Source organism: Nocardia sp. NPDC051990 (assembly GCF_040680755.1).
Lineage (GTDB): Bacteria > Actinomycetota > Actinomycetes > Mycobacteriales > Mycobacteriaceae > Nocardia.
Genome location: NZ_JBFAXH010000015.1, coordinates 56,250 through 79,847 on the forward strand (window position 1 = coordinate 56,250; position 23,598 = coordinate 79,847).

Below are 23,598 nucleotides of genomic sequence, written 5' to 3' on the forward strand. Positions count from 1 at the left end.
CGGACTCACGACGACGTCACAAAGGAGTGTCAGATGTCAGCGAATCTTTCAGCCGCCGGTTCGGTCACGCCGCCCGGCGCGCTCGCTTCGGCCGCCGACCGCAGGCGCGTTGCGGTCGCCACCGTGGTCGGCACAGCGGTGGAGTGGTACGACTACTTCGTCTACGCATCCGCCGCCGGGCTGGTGTTCGGCCAGCTGTTCTTCAAGCCGGCCGGTTCCGGTTTCGGAACGATCCTGGCCTTCCTCACCGTCGGGGTCAGTTTTCTCTTCCGCCCGCTCGGCGCATTCCTGGCCGGTCATTTCGGCGACAAGATCGGCCGCCGGCCGGTGCTGGTGACCACCCTCATCCTGATGGGCCTGGCCACGGCGCTGATCGGCCTGTTGCCGACGTATGCCTCCATCGGCATCTGGGCACCGATATTGCTGGTGCTGCTGCGGATATTGCAGGGTGTCTCGGCGGGTGGCGAGTGGGGCGGCGCCGTCCTCATGGCCGTCGAGCATGCGCCGCCGGCCCGCCGCGGACTCTTCGGCGCGATGCCGCAGATCGGCGTTCCGATCGGATTGCTGCTGGCCAGCGCCATGATGGCGACGATGAACGCGCTCTTCCCCGGTGACGCGTTCCTCGATTGGGGATGGCGCATCCCGTTCCTGTTCTCCATCGTATTGATCCTCATCGGCTCCTGGGTCCGCCGCCGAGTCGAGGAAAGCCCCGTGTTCACCGAGATCGCCGAGCGCAAGGAGCAGACCAAGGCGCCCGCCGCCGAGCTGTTCGCCCGCTTCACTCCGCTGGTACTGCTGTCGGCGCTGGTCTTCGCGGGCAACAGCACCGTTGGCTACATGACGACCGGCGGCTACATCCAGGGGTACGCCACCAATCCGAATGGACCGCTCGCGCTCGATCGCGGCGCCGTGTTGTGGGCCGTGACCGCATCCTCGGTGAGCTGGCTGATCGCCACGTTCGTCGCGGGCTGGGCGTCGGACTACCTCGGTCGCCGGGCCACCTACATCATCGGCTGGTGCGTGCAGGGTGTTTTCGTGCTCACCCTGTTCCCGCTGGTGAACACCGGTGATGTGCGCTTGCTCGGCGTTGGACTGGTGTTGCTCACGCTGGGACTCGGCTTCACCTACGGCGCTCAATCGGTCTGGTACACCGAGCTTTTCCCTGCGTCGGTCCGGTTCTCCGGAGTGTCGATTTCCTACGCGCTCGGTTCGATCCTGGGCGGCGCGTTCGCCCCGACGATCGCGCAGTGGATCCAGCAGACGACGGGTTCGTCGGCGAATGTCGCCTACTACCTGCTCGGCATGACCGTGCTCGGCCTGGTCGGCACCTTGCTGCTACGCGACCGCAAGGGCATCGACCTGCGCCCGTCCAACGAAGCCGAACAGCAGGTGGGCATCTACGCCTGGGAGAAGTGATCCGCGGCGGGAGGCCGGTTGTGTGAGAGCCGGGTCACCCCTTCTATTATCGTAGAACTCTATATGAGAATTCAGTGTTCCATTATCGAACACAACTCGTCCCATGGAGTGAGGAGATTCCGTGCAGTTCCATCACCACGGCTACGTGTCCGGTGACCCGCGCATCCAGCCACCCGCCAGTTCTGGCATCGATCGCCCCGCCGGGCTCCCCGGCGAGGTGGACGTGCTCATCGTCGGCTCGGGCCCGGCGGGCATGATCGCCGCGGCCCAGCTGGCGCAGTTCCCGACTATCAACACCCGCATCGTCGAGCGCCGTGCCGGTCGGCTCGAGGTCGGGCAGGCCGACGGGATCCAGGCGCGCAGCGTGGAGACCTTTCAGGCGTTCGGCTTCGCCGAGCGCGTCATCGCGGAGGCCTACCGCATCACCGAGATGGCGTTCTGGAAACCCGATCCGCAGAATCCGCGCAACATCGTCCGCGCCGCGCGCACCCCCGACGACGCGACCGGGATCAGCGAGTTCCCGCACCTCATCGTCAACCAGGCGCGCGTGCTCGACTACTTTGCCGAGGTGGCGCGGAACGCGCCGACGCGCCTCGAGCCGGACTACGGCTACGAGTTCGTCACCCTCGACATCGCCGAGGAGGACGAGTACCCGGTCACTGTGACCCTGCGGCACACGGCGGGCAGCCAGGACGGCCAGGAGCGCACAGTCAAGGCCAAGTACGTGATCGGCTGCGACGGTGCGCGCAGCAAGGTGCGCGAGTCCATCGGGCGCCGGTTCATCGGCGGGCAGGCCAACCACGCGTGGGGTGTGATGGACGTGCTCGCCGAGACGGACTTCCCGGACATCCGCACCAAGTGCGCCATCCAGTCGCACGACGGCGGCAGCATCCTGCACATCCCGCGCGAGGGCAACTTCCTGTTCCGCATGTACGTGGACCTCGGCGAGGTGCCCGAGGACGACAACGGCAAAGTGCGCGAGACGTCGCAAGAGGAGGTCGAGGAGCGCGCGAACCGGATCATGCATCCCTACACGCTGCAGGTGAAGCACGTCGCGTGGCGCAGCGTGTACGAGGTCGGCCACCGCGTGACCGACAAGTTCGACGACGTGCACCCCGAGCAGTGCGGAACCCGCACCCCGCGGGTGTTCATTACCGGCGATGCCTGCCACACCCATTCCGCCAAGGCGGGACAGGGCATGAACGTGTCGATGCAGGACGGGTGGAACATCGCCTGGAAGCTGGCGCACGTGCTGGACGGCCGCGCCCCTGAGGCGATTCTCGACACCTACTCGGCCGAGCGTCAGGTCATCGCGCAGAACCTCATCGACTTCGACCGGCAATGGTCGACCCTGATGGCGGCGAAACCCGAAGAACTGGAGGATCCCACCCAGCTCGAGGAGTTCTACGTCAAGACCGCGGAGTTCCCCGCGGGCTTCATGACGCAGTACGCGCCGTCGATGCTCGTCGCCGCGGCCGCACACCAGGAGATCGCGACAGGGTTCCCGGTCGGCAAGCGCTTCAAGTCGAACGTCGTGACACGCGTGTGCGACGCGAACCCGAAGCACCTCGGCCACCATGCGACCGCCGATGGACGTTGGCGCCTCTATGTCTTCGCCGACGCGCCCGCCGCCGGCGAGCCGTCGAGGACGACCGAGCTGGCCGAATGGCTGCGCACCGCACCGGCGTCGCCCCTGCTTGCCCACACTCCCGAAGATGCCGACATCGACAGCTGGTTCGACGTGAAGGTGATCTACCAGCAGGACCACACCGGCGTCGATCTCGGCACCGTGCCCGCGGTGTTCCTGCCGAAGGTCGGCCCCTTCCAGGTCACTGACTACGAGAAGGTGTACGCCGCCGACCCTGCCGACGACATCTTCGTCGCGCGGGGCGTCTCCCGCGACGGTGCGGTGGTCGTGGTGCGCCCCGACCAGTACGTCGCCAACGTGCTGCCGCTCGACGCGATGGACGAACTCGCCGCCTTCTTCGGTGGGATCTTCGTGCGGCGGCTGAGCGCCGTCTGAACGGGTCGGCGCACAGCGGGACCTCACCCACGGCGGGCCGCTGTGCGCCGACCGCTCTAGCCGCCCAGCGTCCGGGCGACGGCTTCAGCCACCGCAGTGAGGCGCTCGGCGATCTCGGCCTCGGGCCGGGGGAGCGACACGTGGATGGCTGCGATCGACGCGGCGGGCTGACCGGGCACCACGAGTGGGACGGCCACCGAACGCAGCGACGGCACCACTTCGTCATGACTGACGGCGAACCCACGCGCCCGACTGCGGGTCAGCTCCTCGTGCAGCTCTTGCGGCCACTGTTGTTGCGGCAGTTCGAGCAGGATCGCCTTGCCGGGTCCGCCGCGGGTCAGCGGGTGCCGATGGCCGGGGCGGTAGGTGACGGCCACGCTGTGCTCCGGCGCCGCGCTGGTGAGAGTGACGGCCTCGTCTCGGTCGAGCCGCACCACTAGCAGACAGGTCATGCCCAGTTCGTCCGCGGCCGCGCGCAATTCCGGCAGCGCCGCCTGCTGCATGTCGCGCGAGACACCGGAGGCAAGCGCGGCCAGGCCCGCGCCGAGCGCGATGCGGCCCGACGGGTCACGAGCGATCAGGCCGTGATCCTCGAGCGTGCGCAGCAGCCGGTAGGCGACCGATCGGTGCACGCCGAGGGATTCGGCGAGCTCGTCGATCGTCATGCCGCGGCCTGCCGCGGCGAGGATCTCGAGCAGGCGGATGCCGCGGCTCAGGGTCTGCGAACCGGCGGAGCCTCTTGATTTCTCGAGCACGAGAGCCGCACCTTCCTTTTCGTTGCGCGTGCCCTCGCACGCACGGCCCTGCTCGATAATAGATTTCAGAATTCACTATGCGATCATCGCTGCAGCATTGATGTCGGTATTGTCTCGCACGATCCTGGTCCGGAGCCGACATCAGTGCCCCGAATGCTCTGGGGTGCTCCAGTCGGCCAACCGATAGAAGCCTGAATCGGCGTCGAGCATGAAACCGGCAGGGTCGGTGAACTCGGCCAGCTCTCGGTGCTCGGTGAGGTGCATGAAAATGCCTTCGAACTCGGCATCCACTGTCGTGTGGATCTGGTCGGTCTCGAGCATCTCGCCATGCGGAAGCGTGACGCTGAACGACTCGTCGGCTTCGGCAAGCACGAACCGTGCCATGGTGCCGACCTGACGAAGGACCTGGATACGTCCGTACTCGAACTCGAAGGTGCAGCCGCCGTCGTACAGCCATGCGTAGATCGGCTCACCGAGTTCGGTGGATTCGACCGCTATGCCTTCGATTTCGCGCCACGAAGGCACATTCGCAGGGATCCCTTCGACGGTCACGATCTCTTCGGCGCGAAAGCAATTGGCCGAATTCCGTCCCGGCGACCAGCCCCCGCCATGGCGGTTAACCGGGCCGGCATCATGTTCGAGTTCACTTCGCCGGTCGTCCGCTGCACGCGAGATGGCCCGGTCCGAATTGACTTCGCGCAGGACGTAACCGGATTCTCGCCAACCCCTTGACGGGATATCGAAACGTGACTATTCAGAGGTCGGCGTAGATCCCTTCGAGCATGCCGGTGGCTTGGCCGATTTCGATGAGATAGCCGTCCGGGTCACGCATGTAGCAGCGAATTTCGGCTTTGCGGTCGAGAGGCTCGGTGAGAAACTCGGCGCCCTTGCGGCGCGCGTCGGAATAGAAGGCAGCGATGTCAGCTACGCGAACGTTCAAAAACGCCGAAACGATATCGGTCGCCTCGGGCGGGCGCAGGACAACATCGGGTTTGTCCGGGGTGGGTCCGCCGCCGGGGTTCATGATGATCCAGCTGTTGGCGACCTTGACGATGCAAGGGTTTTCGTTGAGCACCACCCGGCCACCGAAGATGTCGGCGTAGAAGGTTCGGGAGCGGGCCACGTCGGACACAGTGAGAAAATGCGTCACCAGCAGTCCTTGTTCAGGGGCGGGCAAGTCGGCAGTGTTCGTCACCGCTGCCTCCTTTCGTGGTTGGTCGGTCAGATGCGGGGTGTCGGCGTCGAGGTGGTCTTCGACGGCGTCGCAATCCCGCCGAACGTTGTCAATGGCGGCCGCGAAGTCGGTCCGCACCTCGAGCATCGTGCTTTTCGGGTTCATCGGCGGTGCAGCCCGCCTTGTGAGGCAGGACGAGCTCACTGGGATGAGTGCTGTACACAACCGTCTTCGGTCGTACCGGATGCTCGCCAGAGCCGGGCGGGTCCAGGGCTGGAGTAGCGCTTGTCCTCGCCGCCACCAGGCCAGAGCCCCACCTGGCCATTCTCTGGTCTGAGCCGGCCCCATCACGAGGTGGTGGACGTCCCGACCGTCGGCCGACGATAGCGGGGTAGCGCGGTGAGGTGAGTTGTCAGGTCGTAGAACATCGGTGAGTCAGCGGCCGTCGCGGCGGCCCACAACCGTGTGCGGGCGGCGGCGCAGATCGGCAGGTTCTCCGCCCCGCCAGCATCGATCAGTACGTCGAAGTCGGCGGCGGAGGCGCGCACCGGTCTCGGATTGCCGCGGTCGAGTGCGCGGTTCACGACCGCGGCCATCGGACCGCGAGCCAGCAGGTCCAAAGCTGTTGTGTAGGTGCCACCGAGTAGGTCGGTGAGGTCCAGCGCTTCGCGTAACCCGGCTTCGGCAGCCATGACCACCACGTTGGTGATCAGTTTGTAGGCGACCCCTGAGCCGAGCGGTCCGACGCGGACTACCTCCCCGAACGACGACAGGATCGGCTCGCTGGCGGCGGCGGGCTCCTCGTCGCCGCCGAGCAGGACGGTCAGCGTGCCCTCGGCGGCGTAGCGGACTCCGCCGACAAGCGCGGCGTCCAGCAGATGGGTCCGCGGCGGCATCGCGGAGGCGATCGAGTTGAGAATCGCGGGTGTGGTGGTCGAGGTCACCGCCAGCACAGCGCCTGGCCGCAGTCCCGCCAGGATGCCGTCGGCGGCCAGATGTGCGGTGGGGATATCCGCCGACATGACCGAGCTGATCACAAGGTCGGCGTCTCGCGCCGCAGCTGCCGGGGTGGTGGCGGCCTCCGCACCAACGGCCACCATATCTGCGACGCGTTGGGGCGCGATATCAAATACGGTGACCTGGTGGCCCACGCTCAATAGTCGCGCCGCCATCCGTGATCCCATATCCCCGACGCCGATGAAACCGATTCGCGTCATGGTGGCTCAGTCTAACGACACCCGACCCGCTAGCTAATGTGTAGCGAACAGACTGTATCGAGTTCGAGACCTGCGTTCGGCCGGTTCTGGGCCGAGGGTGACGGCGGCTGTCGCAACCCAATGGTGAGCAGATCTGCGGCACTGTCGGCCAGGAGTTGGGAGTGGTCGGCGTTCTCGTCGGACATCCACCGCAACGGAGACAACTCAGGCGCCCGGATCGGCGACAACTTGTCGCGGCCGGCTCGCCCACATGCTGACTACAGTTTGCGGAAGTACTCGATAATGCCGCTTATCGAGCGGTTCTCTGCTGGCGAGTCGACAACCTAGTGAATCCGTCTGGTCGAGCCGATCCGGCTCAGCCGGGGCGATGCGGTGAATCGGCTGCATGGGCAACCGAGGTCGTGGTTCCGGTACACCCAGTCGTCGTCGATGCCGGTGCCGAATTTGCTGCGGCACCATCCGTCGGTCGAGTCGTGCACATAATTCGAGTGGCCGCATGTCGAGCATCGCGAGCGCGGTAGTCGTCTGGCCACAATGACCAGCCAGAGCAATACGGCTAATGCGGCAGCCATTGCAATCAGGGACACATCAGCCTGCTGCTCGACGTTGTCTGTGCTGTCCGTACGGAACCGCCTGTATCAATCGCACCTTCATGGTGGCTCCGTTCGGAACGCGGTAAGAGCGGGCTTCCCCTTGACGTGCACCTGCCAGGGCCTGCCCCAGCGGCGACTCGGGCGAATAGACCTCCAATTCATCCCCATCGAAACCGTCCGGCACTCCTAGTAGGAAGGTCTCGGTCCCGTCCTCGTGATCGAATCGGACAGTGAGCACCATGCCCGGCTCGGCTATTCCGTCGTCCGGCGGTGTTTCGCCGACCACGGCCCGGAGGAGCAGGTCCTCGAGTTCGCGTATGCGCGCCTGCCGCCACTGGATGTCCGGCGCCCCTTCGTCGTTGGGCCCCTCGCTCTTTTCGACCGATCGCCGTTCGTGCCCTGCCGCGCGCAACTCGCGTAGCTCTCCGTGCAGTCGGTTGTGAGCCTCTTGCGTCAACCAGACCAGTGCCGTTCCTGTCATCTCGTTCCCTCTGTTCCTACTGCGCCCCACCCGGTGCACCGTTCCACGACGACGCATCGGTCCCAACACCTCTCTCCGAAGCATGGCTCAGCCAGATGTCTCATGGTTTGTTCCAAGCCGACTAACTTGGAAGCCTGGATTGTAGAAATATGACAATGTCGTAGAGTGCAACCTTGTGTGTAGCAACCGAGGCAGGCAACGATGGTCAAGCTGGATCGGTTGATCAACATTCTCGGGCGGTACGGCACGCATCTGTACGGATGCACGTCCACCCGCGATCGCGAGTTGCACAGTGTGGCAGTACATGACCCGGTTCGCCCGCACGCGTCGCTCGGCGATGTTTTCCTCGCGGTAGGGGTGGCGAATCTGGAAGAAGGTGTCACGCTGGCCGCGGAGGCGCGAGCAATACTCGCGGTGGTTCGGACCACCGAGACGATGAGCCGAGCACTTGTCGATGCACTGCACAGTACCGACAGCGCGCTTCTACTGGTCGATCCGAGCGTTTCCTGGAGTCAGATCGCCTCGGTCGTCTACGGGTTGGTGCTCGAAGGACGAGAAACAGAGTCCGGCAGGGGCCCCAGTGACCTTTTCGCACTTGCGGACACGATCGCGGCAACGATCAGCGCCCCGGTCACCATCGAGGACCAGTTGTCCCGAGTAATGGCGTATTCGAGTGCCCATGACGATACCGACCCCGCTCGATTGAGCACGATCCTCGGGCGCCGAACCCCCGATCATGTCCGTGCGTTTTTCGACCAGCGGGAGGTCTTCACACACTTCGCCCGCTCCGATACGCCAATTTACGTTCCCCCCTCTGTCGACCATGGTCTGCGCGGGCGCACCGCAGCCGCTGTGCGAGCAGGGCGGGAATTACTCGGCTCCGTATGGGTCTCGGCTGAAGAGCCGTTGGACGAAGTGCGGGCGCAAATCCTGAAGGATGGCGCCCACACCGTCGGACTGCATCTGCTACGCTCCCGCGTCAGCGCAGACTTGGAACGTCAAGTCGAGTCGGAACTCGTCATTCAACTGATCGACGGCACCGCGAACGCCGAGGCGGTTGCCCACAAACTGGGAATCCCCTCGCACAACCTTCGAGTCATCGCACTCCAAGCAGATACCGCCGACGAACGGAACGCGGGTATCTTGCTCGCCTTCGAACGCGCCACAACAGGCTTCGGCTGGTCCCGCATCGGCCGCAGCACTCTCTTCGGAAATATCGTGTACACCGTCATTCCTGCCGGCGACGACCCTGGGCCTGCACTGCGCTGGATCGAATCCCTTGCCGCCGAACTACCCTCGCACATCAACGTAGTCGCAGGCATCGGAGGCACCGCCGATGCCCGAGACCTGCCCGCCAGCCGACAGGAGGCGGACGAGAGCATGGCGTTGCATGCCGGCGCCGGCGCCGCTACTCCGGTCTGCTACGACGATTCATGGGACCGGATTCTGATACAGCGGCTGAAAGCAGTCGCTGCCAACGGCAGGATCCCGGGGCGCGGGCCGGTAGCGCGATTGGCCGAGTACGACGCCCAGAACGCCACTCAACACATCCCCACACTGAAGGCTTGGCTGGCGGCACAAGGCGACCTGAACGCGACGGCGGAGACGCTGAAGGTTCACCCCAATACGGTGCGCTATCGGATCAGGAAAATGAGACAGATCACCGATTTGGATATGGATGACCCGGGTAAACGGATCGCGATGCTGATCGCATTGTCGATTCGATCGGAGTAGCGTGCCGTGCCCCGATGGCAGGTACAACCAATACGGCCACAACCGCTCACACACCGATACGACATATCTCAGGGCACTGCTCCGCAGTGGTATGGGTCTGGACGGCATTGCAGTCCAAAGGTTCAGCTTCGCGGGACATCAGGTCACGGTTCGCGTGAACGACCTTGAAATAACCTCTGCCCCTGCTTGATTCGCCCGAAGATGCCGATAAAACAGCGGTAACGCCATACTCCGACATCATTTGGCCGATCCGGATGGGGACTACGGTTTCGCTCAGCGCCTGTCGATGTGGACCTCACTCCAGGGCGGCGGGGCATCGAGTAGCGCTGAATGATTGCCAGCCAAGAATCGGTCGAAGAAGGCCACGGAGTACGCGGCGACGATCTCGTGGCCGAGCTTTCCACCAATCGGTCCTGAGATCGCGAGTATCTCCGCTATCGGCGTCCAGCTCGGGGCGTCAGTGAAGTTCACATGGAACATGCCGGGGATCTCGACGTAGTAACCGTATCCCGGAGGGCTTTCTGTAAACACTTTTCGCTGTGTCGTGAGGGTTTCGTCGATATCACGGTCCGGCCAGCCGCCGCTTCGGCTTCGTTCCAGCAGCATGGAATCGGCATCGCGGGTCAGCCACATGTTCGGCCGCTGCAGGCCATCGCGCACGACATCCGCGGGCATCGCAGCATCCATCATCAAGCATGCCCACAGCCGCGGGTCGGCGTGGCATGCCGCACCGACCACCATAGCTCCGAGTGAGACACCGAACGCGCCGACCTGATCCAGGTCCAGTCGATGGGTAAGCAACCCGTGCGGATCCGCGGTATTCACCCGGGCCAGTTGATCCAGGGCAAAGCTGACATCCTGTGCAAGGTAGGGGATTAGACCGTTCGGTAACTCGACATCGCCGAGTGGGGGTGCGGGTGTGATCGGTGTGATGCTCTGCTCGACAGCGGGATACACCCGGTCCTTGGTCCATCCCGCAACCGTGCGTCCGTCAGGAAAAACGGTCACAGCGGATGTGTATGGCTGATCGAGACCGACAACGACGAAGCCACGCGATACCAATTGCTCGACCTGAAACATGTTGGACTGACGGAAAGCATTCAATCCTGATGCGAAAACCAGCACTGGGTATTTGGGGCGAGTCGATGCCATCGGCGGCATCTGGAGAGCGTGGGTGGGAACCATGTCCCAGAAGTCGAAGGCGAATTCCGGGATATGAAGGAGCTGACCCGCCGCAGCCGACAGTGTCCTTGCGTCCGAGACGTAGGGCGCTGTAGGGGCTTTGGCCCCGGGCTCGGCTGGATACCAGACCTGTGCCATCAGCTCGCGGCGGGCAGCTGGATCAGTGCTGAAGATTTCTCGTCGATCGGCGTCGCGCCAATGGTAGGTCACTGTGCCGATCGAGTATGGCCCACCAGGTTGTGGAAACCGGAAAACCGGAACAACAACCGGCGCCGTCACGGAGACAACGAACACGACGATCCCGATACTCATCCCAACATAGCGAGTCCATCGCGACCGCCGCGCGGGGCGGGCGACCCGAAGCGACCACGACACGCCGACTGCCGCGCACAGCGCGTACGCCGGAATCATCTGCCAGCGGTATCCTTCGACGATCACCTGGGCAACCGCTGCAATTGGCGGGATCGCGGCGAGATGCCGAACCTGGCGCGCCCGACCGCGCAACGGGGCAGTCAGCGCAGCCAATCCCATCGCATTCGCAACACAAAACAAGAACTCCGCCAACCTCACCTATCCGATTCTGCCGGTCCGGGAAATCGACCGCAGTCTGAGCTTGTCTTTCAACCTCTGACGGCGGGCCGGTGTTGCGGCGTTGTCCGAGAATCTGAGCGTTGTTTCCGAGTGATGCTGCGGTAGTGCGGCTTTCGCGGGTTGGGGCGGCGTGTCGCCGTGAAACCGCGATCTCCTACCGAGGCATGCGGCTCCGCTGATGCGTTGATCCTCCCGGTTCCCTCCATCGGGGGAGGTCGAATTCCACCTCGCGGCCGACGTGGGCGGGCGCGACCATCCGTAGCGTCGAAGCCCCTGGGCAGGGCCAATCACCCCGTCCGACACACACATTCACCAGGAGGATCTGTGCTTTCCGCCTTCGTACCGGCTGTGCGGACCCCGGACTTGCGGCGGAAGATCCTGTTCACGCTGGGCCTGCTGGCGCTGTATCGCCTGGGCGCGGCGCTGCCGTCGCCCGGCGTCGACTACAAGTCGGTCCGCAGCTGTATCGGGCTCGTCTCCGGTGGTGAATCGGCCGGTATCTACCAGCTGATCGACCTCTTCTCCGGCGGCGCGATGCTGCAACTGTCGGTGTTCGCGATCGGCATAGTGCCTTTCATCACCGCCAGCATCATCACTCAGTTGCTGACCGTCGTGATCCCGCGATTCGAGGAGCTGCGCACCGAGGGGCAATCCGGCCAAGCCAGAATCACCCAGTACACCCGCTATGTCGCGATGGCGTTGGCAGTCCTGCAGGCAACGACATTGGTGGCACTGGCCGCACGGCGGCAACTGCTGCGCGGATGCCCCAAGAACATCCTGGCCGACACCTCCCTCTTCGGCATGCTCATCATCGTCCTGGTCATGACCGCGGGCGCGGCCCTGGTCATGTGGTTCGGCGAGCAGATCACCGAGCGCGGCGTCGGCAACGGGATGTCGCTGCTGATCTTCACCGGTATCGCCGTCCGAATCCCGAACCAGGGCAAGTCGATTGTCGACAGCAGGGGTGGGCTGACCTTCGCTGTCGTGTGCGGGACGATATTCCTGCTGATCGTCGCCGTCATCTTCATCGAGCAGGGCCAGCGCCGGATTCCGGTGCAGTACGCCAAGCGCGTGGTCGGCCGCAAGATGTACGGCGGGTCCTCGACCTATCTGCCGCTGAAGGTGAATCAGGCGAGTGTCATCCCGGTCATCTTCGCGTCCTCGTTGCTGTATCTGCCGAACCTGTTGGCGCAGTTGACCCAGAAGAGTTCCGGTAACCCCGCCAAGTGGCAGGGGCTGATCCAGAAGTACCTGGTCAACCCGAGTAGCCCGGTCTACGTGGGTATCTACTTCGCGCTGATCGTGTTCTTCACCTACTTCTATGTGGCGATCACCTTCAATCCGGAGCAGCGCGCGGACGAGATGAAGAAGTTCGGCGGTTTCATCCCTGGCTACCGTCCAGGCAAGCCGACCGCCGACTACTTGAACTTTGTCTCGAGCCGGATCACCCTCCCCGGCTCCATCTACCTCGGTGCTGTGGCTGTGCTGCCGAACCTGCTGCTGCACTTCAGCTCCGGCAGCCCGGCCCAGGACCTCGCGTTCGGCGGTACCTCGGTGCTGATCGTGGTAAGCGTCGGCATCGACACGATCAAACAACTCGAGAGCCAACTGATGAACAAGAACTACACGGGGTTCCTGCGCTGAAGCAGACTGTGCACATGGCCACGACCACCTCGACACACCCCCTGCTGCTGCGGCTGGTGTCCACGCTTGTGCTCGCGATCAGCGCCACCGTACTGTCGGCGGGCAGCGCGCACGCCGTCACCCCGATCGCCGGCCGCAGCACCACGATGGGCCTCGACCCGCGCGACGCGGATCCACCCGTCGACATCGTGACCGCGCCACGGGATTCGATGATATCGGTGTTGCTCGCAAACGATCAGATCGTATTCCGTTCGGGCCTTCGGGCAGTCATCGATAGCCAGCCGGACCTCCGATGCGTCGCGGAGGTCGGCGACGGCGCTGCCGCCATCCGGGAGATGCGACGGCTGCGACCCAATATCGCCATCCTCGATCTCGACATGCCCGGTCTCGGTGACCCGGCCGCCTTCGAGACGGTCGCGGCACTCGGCGGCACCAGCCGAATCCTCACCCTCGCCGCCGAGGACACCGACGAAAACCTCTACCGCGCACTACGTCTCGGCACCAGCGGGTTCCTCACCAAAACAATGCCGGCTCGCGACCTGGTCTCCGCCATCCGGACCGCGGCACAACGTGACGCACTGATCGATCCACGCCTGACCCGCCGCCTGATCACGCGCCTGACCCACGGCATCGAGCCGTTCCCCGCCGCACCGGAAGTCGCCGCACTGACTCCTCGCGAACATGAGGTCCTGCTCCTGATGGCTGAGGCCTACACCAATCCCGAGATCGCCGACGCCCTCGGCGTCGGTGAACAGACGGTCAAGACCCACGTGTCCAACGTGCTCGCAAAGCTCGGCGTCCGCGACCGCGTACACGCCGTCGTCTACGCCCACACACGCCGCATCGTTCCCGGCGGCCCGTACCCGCAGTCGCTATAGAACTGGGAGAGCCGGTCACATGGCGAAGGACAGCAGCGGTTTTCGCGAAGGGATCACAGAAGAGAGGTGACTGTAATGCCGAAAGACGCGCCACCGAATGGTGACGCCGTGTCCGAGCCAACCCTGGAATGCGCGGTCGGGCGAGTATCGAGTATGCAGGCCACTGCCGCAGTACTGTTCGATCCGACTACGCACCGGATGGCGGTCAGCGCCCCTTCGGAGCGAGAGTTGTTCGAGACCGAAGGGGCACCGCGAGTGCCGGATCTCAGGCCCTTCGTCCGTCAGGGTGTTCGGGTTGTGGAGCGTTAGGCCCAATCAAATTGCAGGTCGGTGCCGCTTTTCTTGTCGAGCAAGATCAGGAAGAGCGGCCGAACTTTTAAACCAAGTCCCAACTAATTGTTGCTGGCCGGGACGTTCGTGACGGCCTAGGGTCCGTGGTCGAGAATCAAGCGGGCGAGGGCGTCGTGGTCCTCGAGCATCGCGATATGCCCGACTCCGCGAAGGTACTCCAGCTTGGCGCCCGGCACCGCCTCGTACTGGTGCGCCGATGCCGGGTCCCAACGAGGGTCGGAGTCCCTGAAGATCACGAGGAGGGGCCTTCCGGTGGGCGTATGAGGACCGGAGTGAGCACCACTCGTCCCGCGAGGTCAGCCCGCGGTCCCGCCAGATCTGCTGGGATCACGACTCCCGTTGCGGGCCGGTCTGCTTCGTTCAGATTGCGCTTCGTGCCGACAACGCTCCAAGTACACACATGGCCTCCGCGGTCTCCCGCTGGGCTTCCGCCTGTGCGAGGACAGCATGTGCCTGCGCGATCACGTTTCGCCACTCCGCTTCGCTTCAGTTCGGCGTCGAGGTTCGGGCGCGGGTGCGAGTGGCGGTGGGGGATTCGCCGGTGTGGCGGCGGTAGATGCGGCGGAAGGCAGAGGGGTCGGCGTAGCCAGCGGCGGCAGCGATGGCATCTATGGGGTCGTCGGTAGTGGCCAGCAGGGCTGCGGCATGGCTGACGCGGAGGCGGTGGACGTATTCGGTGGGGGACATGCCCAGGTGGGTGTGAGTGCGGCGGGCGAGGGTGCGGGGAGAGACGGATGCGGCGCTAGCCAATTCGGCGAGGCTTAGCTGGCGGCTGAGATTGGTGGTGATGTGGTGTTCAAGGGCTCGCAGGGCGGGGTCGGTGGAGCGGAGGTGTTCGAGGATCATGTAACGGGATTGGGACATGCGGGAATCGAGGACGAGGTAGCGGGCTACGCGGTCGGCCAGCGCCGCACTGTGGAGGCGGGCAACGAGGGTAAGCATGAGGTCGGCGTGGGCAAAGGCGGCGCCGGCGGTGATGACCGGGCCGGTGTCGATGACCATGCGATCGACCAGGACGGTGATGTCGGGGAAGCGGCGGGTGAAAAGAGGGGCGAGCCACCAGGTTGTGGTGGCGGTGCGGCCGGAGAGCAGGCCGGAGGCGGCGAGGATGAAGGTTGCCGAGCAGCAAGCGGCAACGGTTGCGCCGTTGGCGGCGGCCTGTCGGATCAGCTCAATTGCCTGCGCAGTGTCGGGGCGAGACAGAAGTTCGTGAATTTGTCCTTCGGTCGCGGCAGACGGACCCGGAAGAACCAAGATATCGCTTGAACCGAATTTCACAGCGGCGGACGGGCTTTCGGTTGTTACCGGAATTGATCGTCCGCTTCCGGATCGCACTGGTTTGCCATCGACCGAGATGACGCGTTGGCGCAGCAGATGCTCGCGGTGCGTGGGTGTGCGGGCCTGGGCGAGTCCGGCAGCGGTGTCGACGATGTCGATGCCCATGCCAAGCGCTCCTTCGAGCACACCCTCGAGGATCAGATGAGTGATCATTGGCAAGATTGGACCGAAAAGTGGCGATTCAGTCAATGGTGATGCCAGCCTGCGACCGGCATGGTGTGAATGTGCAGCAACCCTCCTTTGATAATGTCCGCGATGATCGACTCGACGACTTCCACCGCCGGACGGTTACGTTCCACGACGCCACACGCGCGGTGTACGTGTCGGGAACCGGACCGGCGGTCATCGTGATGGCCGAAATGCCCGGTATCAGTCCCGATGTAGCCCGCTTCGCCCGCTGGGTCCGGGACGCCGGGCTCACGGTGTACATGCCGTCGCTGTTCGGCCGCGATGGCGCCTACCCGGAGGCCGAAGCGGGGCGCGCGGTGTTCAAACGTGCCTGTGTCAGTGCCGAATTCCGTGCATTCGGCGGCGGCGCTGAGAGTCCGGTCGCCGACTGGTTGCGTGCCCTGGCGGCCCTCGCCCACCGGGAATGCGGTGGCCCTGGAGTCGGCGCGGTGGGAATGTGTTTTACCGGGAACTTCGCGCTGACAATGATGCTGGAACCGTCGATGCTCGCCCCCGTGCTCTGCCAGCCTTCCCTGCCGCTGGATAATCCTGCTGGACTGGAGATTTCACCCGAGGACCTGGCGTCTGTGCGCGAAGTTCTGGATCGCGAGAACCTGGTCGTGCGCGCCTACCGCTTCGAGGGCGACCGCTTCTGCACCGCAGCGCGTTTCGCCGCCTATGCCGAGGCCCTCGGCCCTCGTTTCGAGCCTCGTGTCCTTTCCGCTGCCGCGGCGAATCCCGCCCCGCCGCCGTTCTTCGAGCAGTTCGTCGGCTGCGCTCACAGCGTTGTGACGGCTCATTTGATCGATGCCGAAGGCGAACCCACCGCAGCGGTCCGCGACGAGATCATCGCATTTCTGGTTGAGAGACTCGCCGATCAGGGCGCGGGCCATCAGGGTTCTGGCGGTACCGACAATAACTCGGCTGGACGTAGGTAAGCGGCACTTCGAGAAGGCCGGGACAGCGCCGCCGGTCGGCACTGCCAGCAATCCGGCTGGACGTATGCAACTGGCATTGAACTGCGGGAAATGTAGTACACCGCGAGATGGTTGGCAGGTAGGTTGCCCAACGTGGGCAAGCAGCCACCTTGGAGCCACCGCGCCGACGGCCTCGAGCCGCGATGCCTGTACCGCGTCCTCGGCGCCTCCTGAGTCACCGGTGCGCCGTTCAGTGATCAGTGGTCAGCGCCTGGTGCGGACGGATTGTGTTGTACAGAAAGCGGAACCGGTGGACCTCCATGTCCGAGGCGTCGCCATCGGGGATCAGACCGAGGAACAAATGCTCATACTTCAAAGTTCCGAGGAACCGCTCGATAACACCGTTTCAGCGCAGGTGTGTATTCAAGAAAGCCAACGCATCCGGCAGTGATGCCAGGAATGCGCCGCTATGGTCTTTATCGGGGTAACTATCGACCGTCACCTGTATGCCGGGATTCAACTCTTGGAGACTTTTCCCGTAACTCTCCGTGTTTGTGGGAGGAACATCGATGTCGGCGGTGCCATAGCCGATCATGACGTCACTGGTGAAGTGGTCTTCCGGGTAACCGGCGAGCGCGGTGATGTCCGCTTCGAATGTCGGCGTCGGTTCGTCCGGGTTGGCGACCAGCGCCGCGGGCCGCCGGCCCCCCGCGCGCGCAACCAGATCCGCAAGGCATTCCGAAGTTGCCTTCTCCACGAATTCCTTTCCGAAGTCGGAAAGGAATGGGGTCACACTGCCGGGGTTCAACTCCTCCAACGAGGCCAGGAAGTACCCTGCGTACCCGACTTGGTTCTCGGAGCCGGTCGAGGCTCGCTCGAACATCTTCGGCAGGCTCGCACTCGGGTTGGTGCGCAGGCCGGTGGCTATCACCCCGCTCAGCCCCGTCGCCGGACCGCCGCTGCGCTCGGCGTACAGGCTGGCCGCACTCATCGCGGCGTGCGCCCCTTCCGACTGGCCGATGACAACCCATTTGCTCGACAACGGAATGGGGGTGGTGCGAATCGCCGCGACCGCGTCCAGTATCGACAGTCCTTCGACATTCCTGTTGTAGTAACTGAACTGTCCCGCAGTGCCCAGCCCCTGGTAGTCGGGTGCCAGGACGGCATACCCGCTGTCCAGGATCTGGTTGAAGTAGGCGCTGTTTCGCTGCGTTTGCGGCCGATGCGATGGTGCGCAGGAATCTCCGATGCCCGCGGTGCCGTGCGCCCACACGACCAGCGGCCACCCGCCCAGCGGTGGCACACCGGACGGCAGATACAACGCACCCGACCCCTCGGCGGGCGCGTCATGCTGATCCTTCGTCGAGTAGACGACCTCGAACGATACCGCGGCCTTGGCGAACGACCATGCGGGATCGAGCAGTCCGATCCTGCTCAGCTCTCCGCTATCCGAAAGCTTCGCCGTCGCAGGCGGACTTGCGAGAGCAAGCGAGGCACACACGATCGCGGCTACCACCAGCGCCACTCGCCGAAAGGACACTACGGACATGCCACACAACCGTACCGGCACAATCCGCACATCCTCCCCACCGCTGGTGAGGTACACCCTCGAAGATGGCTGACTCAGTGGCCTGCACCATAATTCAACAGCGGCGATGGCGCCGACCGCGCCAGTTGGTCAACCGATCCGGCAGCCGGCGCCGGCCGTCCTCGACGCGGACCAGATCCCCGCATGCGACCTCCAGTTCGGCCAACCGGGTCCACGCGGCGTGCATTCTCAGACTCACTGAGCTGAGACTGACCCTGCCCAACAAGCCGACGACGTCGCTCAGGCACCCCTCATGTCCGAGCGTCAAGGTGGCGTAAGCCGCCCGTGCTCGCGCTCGCCGCTCTCCTCAATGGCGTCGGCAAAACCGTTCCGCGGCGGCAAAACCCGATCACTACCTGGAACTGACAGCTCCGAGGGGTCGGGATACCAATCCGGCCGTACAGTACTGAGTTCCCATCGCGTCGGTGCGTGACGCCTTCCCGCCGACACGCTGGTAGTCGGCGCCGATGACCGCAAGAATCAAATCCGGGTCGGGCAAGAGCACGTGCAACGCCGCTACCGCCAGCACCGACCACACACCGAAGCCGAGGAAGACCGACGATGAAAGTCTATGCGGGCCTTGATCCGCGCTTGCCGCTGTCCGATGTCCCGCGCGTGGCCGCATGCCTGGAGAAGCTGGGGTTCGACGGGATCCACATCCCCGAAACGATCCACGACTCGTTCGCCGTTGCCCTCCTGGCCGCCGAGCACACCACGACAATCGTCGTGCGCACTGCGATCACGCTGGCCTTCGTCCGAAGTCCCACGCTGTTGGCCTACAACGCGTGGGACCTCGCGAAGTTTTCGGGCGGACGGTTCGAACTCGGCCTCGGCACGCAGATCCGGCAGAACATCGAGCAACGCTTCGGGATGCCCTGGTCCGAACCGGTCGCCCGGATCGAGGACTATGTAGCGACGCTGAAGAAACTGTTCGCCGCGTTCACCTCGGGCGAGTCAATCCACCATGAGGGCCCCATGTATCGGCTGACCCGACTGCAACCGTACTTCAATCCCGGTCCCGACGACCCGATCGCCCCGCCACTGTTCCTCGGCGCGGTGAACGCCCGAATGTGCAGGCTCGCAGGAGGAATCGCCGACGGCGTGATCACCCACTCCACCAACTCCGATCCAGGCTATTTGCGCGATGTCGTCCTGCCCGCCATGCGGAAAGGCGCCGAGGAACACTCGCGGAACCCGCCGGAAGTCATCGCCGCCGCCGCGATCGCCACCGGCGGCGATGCGGTCGCCGTCGAACGCGAACGCGAACGGTTACGTCGCCTGCTCGCTTTTCTTTACTCCACGCCGTCCTACCGGCCCACGCTCGAGCGTCTCGGCCTGCCCGAGCTCGGGGACCGCCTGCGCCAACTGGTTAAGGCCGAACGCTGGGATCGCCTCGCCGACGTCATGACTGACAGCGTTCTCGACGTACTGCTGATCAGCGGACCCTACGATGCACTGCCGAACCTCATCCGCGCACGGTACGAGGGCCTGGCCGACGGCATCGTCATGCCCGCGCCCTCTGGCGATGTCGTGGATACCCGTTTGCAGCTCGCCCTCGAATCACTCCGCAGCCACGCCGCGGAGTGATTCCCGGGTACTCAGCGCTGCTCACGGAAATCGTCGCCATGGCGTTGCTGATGAATCCTCCGGCGGGCGAGTTCTGGCCGGGCAGATGTGCCGGCACGCCAGGGAGTAATAGCTGCCTGTCTTATCGATCGAGCGAGCACTCTGGTTGTGGCGGCCAGAGTGCTCGCGTTTGCGATGTGGGCGTTGCTGTCTATCCGCTGACAGGTCTTCTCTTTTCGGTCACTTCGCCGGTGTCGGCATCGGCGAGTTGATCGTGGTGAAGTACTGGACGGCCGCCATGATCGCGACCGGCGCGGTCACCAGGATCTGCCCGGCCAGGGTGCGCAGCGCACCGACGGCCACGATCTCGGGTTGCCCGGACTCGGTGGGGTTCCCCGAAAGAGTGGACGCGGTTAGCTTGCTTCGGGGGAACCCCAAGCTTCACCAAGATTCTCGCGATCGAACTGGGCAAGTTCGGTGTCACCGCCAACGCCATCGCGCCGGGCTTCATCGTCATCGACATGACCACCGCGACCGCGGCGCGGGTCAGAGTCGGCTTCGAGGACTTCCAGAAGGCCGCTGCCGCACAGATTCCCGTGCAGCGGGTCAGCCGCCCCAAAGACATCGCGCACACGGCCTCGTTACTCGTCAGCGAGGGCGCGGCTTCGTCTCCGGCCAGGTCCATTTACGTGCCCGGAGGGCCCACCAACTGATCCGTGCCCAGGGTGCGGCCGCCTCGGACGAATCCGGCGGCCGCCCCCGTCGTCCGGGATCGCCCTGTAATCTGCGGCACCTTCCGTGGGGACGTGCCGCACCGAAATCGGCTGCCCAGGTAGGTTCGCACAGCATGAAACGACGTGCACTTCGTCGTGCCCTGACCAGTTATGCACTGTTGCTCCCGAGCCTGGTGGGAGTCGGCTGTTTTCTGCTGCTTCCGATTGCGGTGGTGGCCTGGCTGAGCGTGTACAGCTGGAACCTGCTGGGGCCCATGCACTTCGTTGGCCTGCGGAACTGGCGCTCGGTGCTGACGGACCCGGTGTTCGGGCACGCGCTGCTGGTGACGCTGGTGCTGGCGGTGATCGTGGTCCCGGCCCAGACGGTGCTCGGTTTCGCGGTCGCCGCGCCGCTGGCCCGGCGCGGCGGCGGGACGGCGCTGCGGATGATCTACGCGCTGCCGTGGATGTGCGCGCCGGTCGCGGTGGGTGTGGTGTGGCAGTGGCTGTTCGCGCCAACCGGCGGCGCGATCAACGCCGTGCTCGGGCACCGCATCGAGTGGCTCGCCGATCCGGTGCTTGCGCTGCCTTCCGTTGCGGTGGTGAGTATCTGGTCGAACTTCGGGTATGTCGCGCTGTTCTTCGTCGCAGGTCTGCGGGCGATTCCGCAGGAGATCCTGGACGCAGGTGCGCTCGACGGGGCGAGCGGGTGGCGGCGCACGCGCTGGCTGCTGCTGCCGATGCTGCGCCCCACCATGTTCTTCGTGCTCGCCACCGGGATCATTACCGCGTTCCAGACCTTCGACACGGTGTACGCACTGACCAGGGGCGGGCCCGGCAATCGCACGGATGTCGTTGCGATGCGGATCTTTTCCGAGGCGTTCGTTGCGGCCAGGCCCGGCCGCGCGGCGGCGATGGCGATGACAATGTTCGCAGTGATGCTCGTGATAACGCTCGTGCAGCACCGCTACTTCCGGAACCGGACGGCCTATGAGTACTGATACCGCATACCGCGGCACCGCGGCGGATTTCGTACGGAGACCGCGACACGCCACCGCCCTGCTGCGCGGGGGCATCGTCTATCTGCTGCTCGTCGCAGGGGCGCTGCTGACCGTGGCACCGCTGGTGCTCAGCGCCCTGACCTCGATCAAGACACCCGAACAGTTCGCGAGCGGATCACCACTAGCGCTGCCGAATCCGGTGACGGGCCAGAACTTCGACACCGTGCTACACCAGGGCCTGGGCCGGGCGGTGCTGGTGACTGCGCTGATGACGGCGTTCATCACCGGCGGCCAGCTGATCACCTCCATCCTCGCCGCCTACGCGTTCGCCCGCACCGAATTCCCCGGTCGCGACGTGCTGTTCTGGATCTACCTGGGGACCATGATGGTGCCCTCGATGGTCACGCTGATACCGCTGTATCTGATGTTCGCGAAGCTGGGGTGGCTGAATACCTTCTGGGCGTTGATACTCCCGTTCGTGTTCGCCTCTCCGTACGCGATCTTCCTTCTGCGCCAGTACTTCCGGTCGATACCAAGCGAATTGCTCGGGGCGGCACGACTGGACGGCGCGAATACACTCGACATCCTGGTCCACGTGGTGGTGCCGATGAGTCGACCGATCCTGGCTACCCTGACGCTGATCACAGTCGTCACCCAGTGGAACAACTTCATGTGGCCGCTGGTGGCCAGCAGTGGCCGGACCTGGCAGGTACTGACCGTGTCGACCGCGACGCTACAGACCGAATACAATGCGCAGTGGACCCTGGTGATGGCCGCGACAACCTTGGCGATCGTGCCGCTAGTGCTGCTGTTCATCGTGTTCCAGCGTCAGGTGCTGCGGTCGATCGCCTGGACCGGTCTCAAATGAGGCCCGCGCAACGGCGTTTCCCCGCCCCGAATACTTCCACCTCGGTGATGCTGGCCATCGTGCTCAGCGTCGTGTTGCTGATCGCGGCGGCGCTGTGGCTTGGCCGCACTGGCGACGAATCGGGCCGCACCGTGCTGCATATGCGTATCTGGGACCAGAGTTTCGTCCCGGCCTATCGGGCCTCGCTCGACGCGTTCGAGCGGGCGAACCCCGATCTCGAAGTGCGGATCACGGTGGTGCCGTGGGCCTCCTACCAGCAGAAACTGCGGCTGGACGTGGCCGGCGGCACCGCGGACGACGTATTCTGGACAAACCTGTACGAGGACTACGCCGACACGGACCGGCTACTGGACATCGGCCGGCTCCTTGGATTCGACGCCGCGCGAGCCTGGGATCCCTCGGCGGTGTCGCAGTACACACGCCATGGGCATCTGTGGGCGGTACCGCAATTCGTCGACGGCGGTACGGCCGTGTACTACAACCGGGATCTACTCTCCGCCGCACACGTCGATCCGGCCGAGCTGTCCACGGCGCGGTGGGGACCGGGCGCGGATACCTTCGAACCACTGCTGCGCCGGCTCGCCGCGGTCTCGCCGTGGGCATTCAACGCCGGCAACGATTTCCAATCGATCGAGTTACCATTCCTCGGATCGGCCGGCGGGCGGCTGCAAGGCCCGGACGAACGGTTCGTCTTCGACAGCCCACAGGGCGCCGAGGCGTTCGGCTATCTCGTGCGCCTGATCACGGACCGGCTTGCTCCGTCGGCGGCAGATACCAACGGCAACACCGACTTCGCCCGAAACGCCTTCCTGCAGGGGAAGCTGGCGCTGTTTCAGTCGGGCACCTTCAACCTCGCCACGATCGCGCAGCAGGCGAAGTTTCGGTGGGGCGTGGCGATGATCCCGCAGGGCCCGGCGGGGCGGGTCAGCACCGACAACGCGATCGGTGTGGCCGCCAGCGCGGCCACCCGGCATCCGGACGCGGTGCGCCGACTGCTGGGCTGGCTCGGCAGCGCCGTGGGCAACCGCTACCTCGCGCAGGACGGCGCGAGCATTCCGGCTGTCGTTACCGAGCAGCAGGAATACCGGGACTTCTGGTCCCACAGAGGAATCGACGTCGCCGCGTTCTTCGATGTGCTGCGCGGACCCCGCATCGCCAGCGGCGGCGGGTCCGGATTCCCCGCGGCCCTCGACGCCATCAATCCCATACTGTCCGAGATGTACCTGGGCCGTACTCCGGTTCTCGCGGCCCTGTCCGGAGCGGTTGCCGCGGGTAACGCCGCCATGAGCACCCAGTAATGTCCGGACGCAGACCGTGACCGCTGAAGTTACTGCGGCACAGAATGATTCGGATACACATCCGCGGCAGGCGGCGCCGAAGGCAAGGACTATCTCGGCCGC

At 64.7% G+C, this 23,598-nt stretch carries 21 protein-coding genes and 1 pseudogene; 11 read left to right on the forward strand and 11 right to left on the reverse strand.

All coding sequences use genetic code 11. The annotated features are described in order from the left end of the window. Positions 1-33 precede the first annotated feature (33 nt). Positions 34-1,416 carry an MFS transporter gene (locus tag AB0L63_RS24075; protein ID WP_364504862.1) on the forward strand — a complete coding sequence of 461 codons (1,383 nt, stop codon included), beginning with the start codon at positions 34-36 and terminating at the stop codon, positions 1,414-1,416. A gap of 121 nt (positions 1,417-1,537) precedes the next feature. Continuing rightward, positions 1,538-3,439: an FAD-binding monooxygenase gene (locus AB0L63_RS24080; protein ID WP_364504864.1), complete on the forward strand. Its 1,902-nt coding sequence runs from the start codon at positions 1,538-1,540 to the stop codon at positions 3,437-3,439. Positions 3,440-3,495: 56 nt separating this feature from the next. Here AB0L63_RS24080 and AB0L63_RS24085 read toward each other — a convergent pair whose 3' ends face one another. The 5 genes from AB0L63_RS24085 to AB0L63_RS24105 form a co-directional block, all read right to left on the reverse strand. Beyond that, complete coding sequence (locus AB0L63_RS24085) at positions 3,496-4,194, reverse strand: helix-turn-helix domain-containing protein (protein WP_364504866.1); 699 nt, start codon at positions 4,192-4,194, stop codon at positions 3,496-3,498. Between the two features lie 141 nt (positions 4,195-4,335). Beyond that, positions 4,336-4,746 (reverse strand): hypothetical protein, encoded by a 411-nt coding sequence (locus AB0L63_RS24090; protein WP_364504868.1) that lies wholly within the window; start codon positions 4,744-4,746, stop codon positions 4,336-4,338. A gap of 202 nt (positions 4,747-4,948) precedes the next feature. Next, positions 4,949-5,506 carry a VOC family protein gene (locus AB0L63_RS24095; protein ID WP_364504870.1) on the reverse strand — a complete coding sequence of 186 codons (558 nt, stop codon included), beginning with the start codon at positions 5,504-5,506 and terminating at the stop codon, positions 4,949-4,951. 209 nt (positions 5,507-5,715) lie between these two features. Then, positions 5,716-6,585 carry an NAD(P)-binding domain-containing protein gene (locus tag AB0L63_RS24100; RefSeq protein WP_364504872.1) on the reverse strand — a complete coding sequence of 290 codons (870 nt, stop codon included), beginning with the start codon at positions 6,583-6,585 and terminating at the stop codon, positions 5,716-5,718. A 588-nt stretch (positions 6,586-7,173) separates the two neighbouring features. Further along, positions 7,174-7,659: a GreA/GreB family elongation factor gene (locus tag AB0L63_RS24105; protein ID WP_364504874.1), complete on the reverse strand. Its 486-nt coding sequence runs from the start codon at positions 7,657-7,659 to the stop codon at positions 7,174-7,176. A 201-nt stretch (positions 7,660-7,860) separates the two neighbouring features. Here AB0L63_RS24105 and AB0L63_RS24110 point away from each other — a divergent pair, with 201 nt between their 5' ends. After that, on the forward strand, positions 7,861-9,393 hold the full coding sequence (locus AB0L63_RS24110) for a helix-turn-helix domain-containing protein (protein WP_364504876.1): 1,533 nt from the start codon (positions 7,861-7,863) through the stop codon (positions 9,391-9,393). A 273-nt stretch (positions 9,394-9,666) separates the two neighbouring features. On the opposite strand, the gene AB0L63_RS24115 is transcribed toward AB0L63_RS24110, so the two are convergent. After that, positions 9,667-11,106, reverse strand: a complete 1,440-nt coding sequence (locus AB0L63_RS24115; protein ID WP_364505072.1) for a carboxylic ester hydrolase — start codon at positions 11,104-11,106, stop codon at positions 9,667-9,669. A gap of 384 nt (positions 11,107-11,490) precedes the next feature. Between AB0L63_RS24115 and secY the strand changes: the two genes are divergently transcribed. Both secY and AB0L63_RS24125 read left to right on the forward strand, forming a co-directional pair. Further along, positions 11,491-12,810 (forward strand): preprotein translocase subunit SecY, encoded by a 1,320-nt coding sequence (gene secY / locus AB0L63_RS24120; protein ID WP_364504878.1) that lies wholly within the window; start codon positions 11,491-11,493, stop codon positions 12,808-12,810. Between the two features lie 14 nt (positions 12,811-12,824). Beyond that, a complete protein-coding gene (locus AB0L63_RS24125) occupies positions 12,825-13,688 on the forward strand; it encodes a response regulator transcription factor (RefSeq protein ID WP_364504880.1) in 864 nt (287 codons plus the stop codon). A 425-nt stretch (positions 13,689-14,113) separates the two neighbouring features. Here the strand turns inward: AB0L63_RS24125 and AB0L63_RS24130 are convergent, their stop codons facing one another. Together AB0L63_RS24130 and AB0L63_RS24135 are read right to left on the reverse strand one after the other, a co-directional pair. Beyond that, a complete protein-coding gene (locus tag AB0L63_RS24130) occupies positions 14,114-14,275 on the reverse strand; it encodes a hypothetical protein (protein ID WP_364504882.1) in 162 nt (53 codons plus the stop codon). Positions 14,276-14,525: 250 nt separating this feature from the next. Then, positions 14,526-15,530 (reverse strand): helix-turn-helix domain-containing protein, encoded by a 1,005-nt coding sequence (locus AB0L63_RS24135; protein WP_364504884.1) that lies wholly within the window; start codon positions 15,528-15,530, stop codon positions 14,526-14,528. A gap of 65 nt (positions 15,531-15,595) precedes the next feature. Between AB0L63_RS24135 and AB0L63_RS24140 the strand changes: the two genes are divergently transcribed. Then, positions 15,596-16,483 carry a dienelactone hydrolase family protein gene (locus AB0L63_RS24140; protein ID WP_364504886.1) on the forward strand — a complete coding sequence of 296 codons (888 nt, stop codon included), beginning with the start codon at positions 15,596-15,598 and terminating at the stop codon, positions 16,481-16,483. Positions 16,484-16,712: 229 nt separating this feature from the next. Here AB0L63_RS24140 and AB0L63_RS24145 read toward each other — a convergent pair whose 3' ends face one another. Both AB0L63_RS24145 and AB0L63_RS24150 read right to left on the reverse strand, forming a co-directional pair. Then, positions 16,713-16,859 carry an integrase core domain-containing protein gene (locus AB0L63_RS24145; RefSeq protein WP_364505074.1) on the reverse strand — a complete coding sequence of 49 codons (147 nt, stop codon included), beginning with the start codon at positions 16,857-16,859 and terminating at the stop codon, positions 16,713-16,715. 9 nt (positions 16,860-16,868) lie between these two features. Beyond that, the gene (locus AB0L63_RS24150; RefSeq protein ID WP_364504888.1) at positions 16,869-18,011 is read right to left on the reverse strand and encodes a lipase family protein; all 1,143 of its coding nucleotides are present in this window, start codon (positions 18,009-18,011) and stop codon (positions 16,869-16,871) included. A 600-nt stretch (positions 18,012-18,611) separates the two neighbouring features. Here AB0L63_RS24150 and AB0L63_RS24155 point away from each other — a divergent pair. Further along, positions 18,612-19,637, forward strand: coding sequence for a TIGR03617 family F420-dependent LLM class oxidoreductase (locus AB0L63_RS24155; protein ID WP_364504890.1), 1,026 nt, complete (start codon positions 18,612-18,614; stop codon positions 19,635-19,637). Positions 19,638-19,856: 219 nt separating this feature from the next. On the opposite strand, the gene AB0L63_RS24160 is transcribed toward AB0L63_RS24155, so the two are convergent. Further along, positions 19,857-20,054, reverse strand: a complete 198-nt coding sequence (locus AB0L63_RS24160) for a hypothetical protein (protein WP_364505084.1) — start codon at positions 20,052-20,054, stop codon at positions 19,857-19,859. A 2-nt stretch (positions 20,055-20,056) separates the two neighbouring features. Between AB0L63_RS24160 and AB0L63_RS24165 the strand changes: the two are divergent. From AB0L63_RS24165 to AB0L63_RS24180, 4 genes and pseudogenes are all read left to right on the forward strand, one after another. Beyond that, positions 20,057-20,329 (forward strand): annotated as a pseudogene (locus AB0L63_RS24165) (SDR family oxidoreductase); the annotation flags it as partial. 134 nt (positions 20,330-20,463) lie between these two features. Continuing rightward, positions 20,464-21,330: a sugar ABC transporter permease gene (locus tag AB0L63_RS24170; protein WP_364504892.1), complete on the forward strand. Its 867-nt coding sequence runs from the start codon at positions 20,464-20,466 to the stop codon at positions 21,328-21,330. Beyond that, positions 21,320-22,198 carry a carbohydrate ABC transporter permease gene (locus tag AB0L63_RS24175; RefSeq protein ID WP_364504894.1) on the forward strand — a complete coding sequence of 293 codons (879 nt, stop codon included), beginning with the start codon at positions 21,320-21,322 and terminating at the stop codon, positions 22,196-22,198. Before AB0L63_RS24170 ends, AB0L63_RS24175 begins: the two co-directional genes overlap by 11 nt. 47 nt (positions 22,199-22,245) lie before the next feature. Continuing rightward, positions 22,246-23,496 (forward strand): sugar ABC transporter substrate-binding protein, encoded by a 1,251-nt coding sequence (locus tag AB0L63_RS24180; RefSeq protein WP_364505076.1) that lies wholly within the window; start codon positions 22,246-22,248, stop codon positions 23,494-23,496. Positions 23,497-23,598: the final 102 nt, after the last annotated feature.

Coding starts and splice junctions, on each gene's coding strand:
- AB0L63_RS24075 (WP_364504862.1), top strand. CDS start 34: ATGTCAGCGAATCTTTCAGCCGCCGGTTCGGTCACGCCGCCCGGCGCG.
- AB0L63_RS24100 (WP_364504872.1), bottom strand. CDS start 6,585: ATGACGCGAATCGGTTTCATCGGCGTCGGGGATATGGGATCACGGATG.
- AB0L63_RS24105 (WP_364504874.1), bottom strand. CDS start 7,659: ATGACAGGAACGGCACTGGTCTGGTTGACGCAAGAGGCTCACAACCGA.
- AB0L63_RS24110 (WP_364504876.1), top strand. CDS start 7,861: ATGGTCAAGCTGGATCGGTTGATCAACATTCTCGGGCGGTACGGCACG.
- AB0L63_RS24115 (WP_364505072.1), bottom strand. CDS start 11,106: ATGGGATTGGCTGCGCTGACTGCCCCGTTGCGCGGTCGGGCGCGCCAG.
- AB0L63_RS24125 (WP_364504880.1), top strand. CDS start 12,825: ATGGCCACGACCACCTCGACACACCCCCTGCTGCTGCGGCTGGTGTCC.
- AB0L63_RS24135 (WP_364504884.1), bottom strand. CDS start 15,530: ATGATCACTCATCTGATCCTCGAGGGTGTGCTCGAAGGAGCGCTTGGC.
- AB0L63_RS24150 (WP_364504888.1), bottom strand. CDS start 18,011: ATGTCCGTAGTGTCCTTTCGGCGAGTGGCGCTGGTGGTAGCCGCGATC.
- AB0L63_RS24155 (WP_364504890.1), top strand. CDS start 18,612: ATGAAAGTCTATGCGGGCCTTGATCCGCGCTTGCCGCTGTCCGATGTC.
- AB0L63_RS24170 (WP_364504892.1), top strand. CDS start 20,464: ATGAAACGACGTGCACTTCGTCGTGCCCTGACCAGTTATGCACTGTTG.
- AB0L63_RS24175 (WP_364504894.1), top strand. CDS start 21,320: ATGAGTACTGATACCGCATACCGCGGCACCGCGGCGGATTTCGTACGG.
- AB0L63_RS24180 (WP_364505076.1), top strand. CDS start 22,246: ATGCTGGCCATCGTGCTCAGCGTCGTGTTGCTGATCGCGGCGGCGCTG.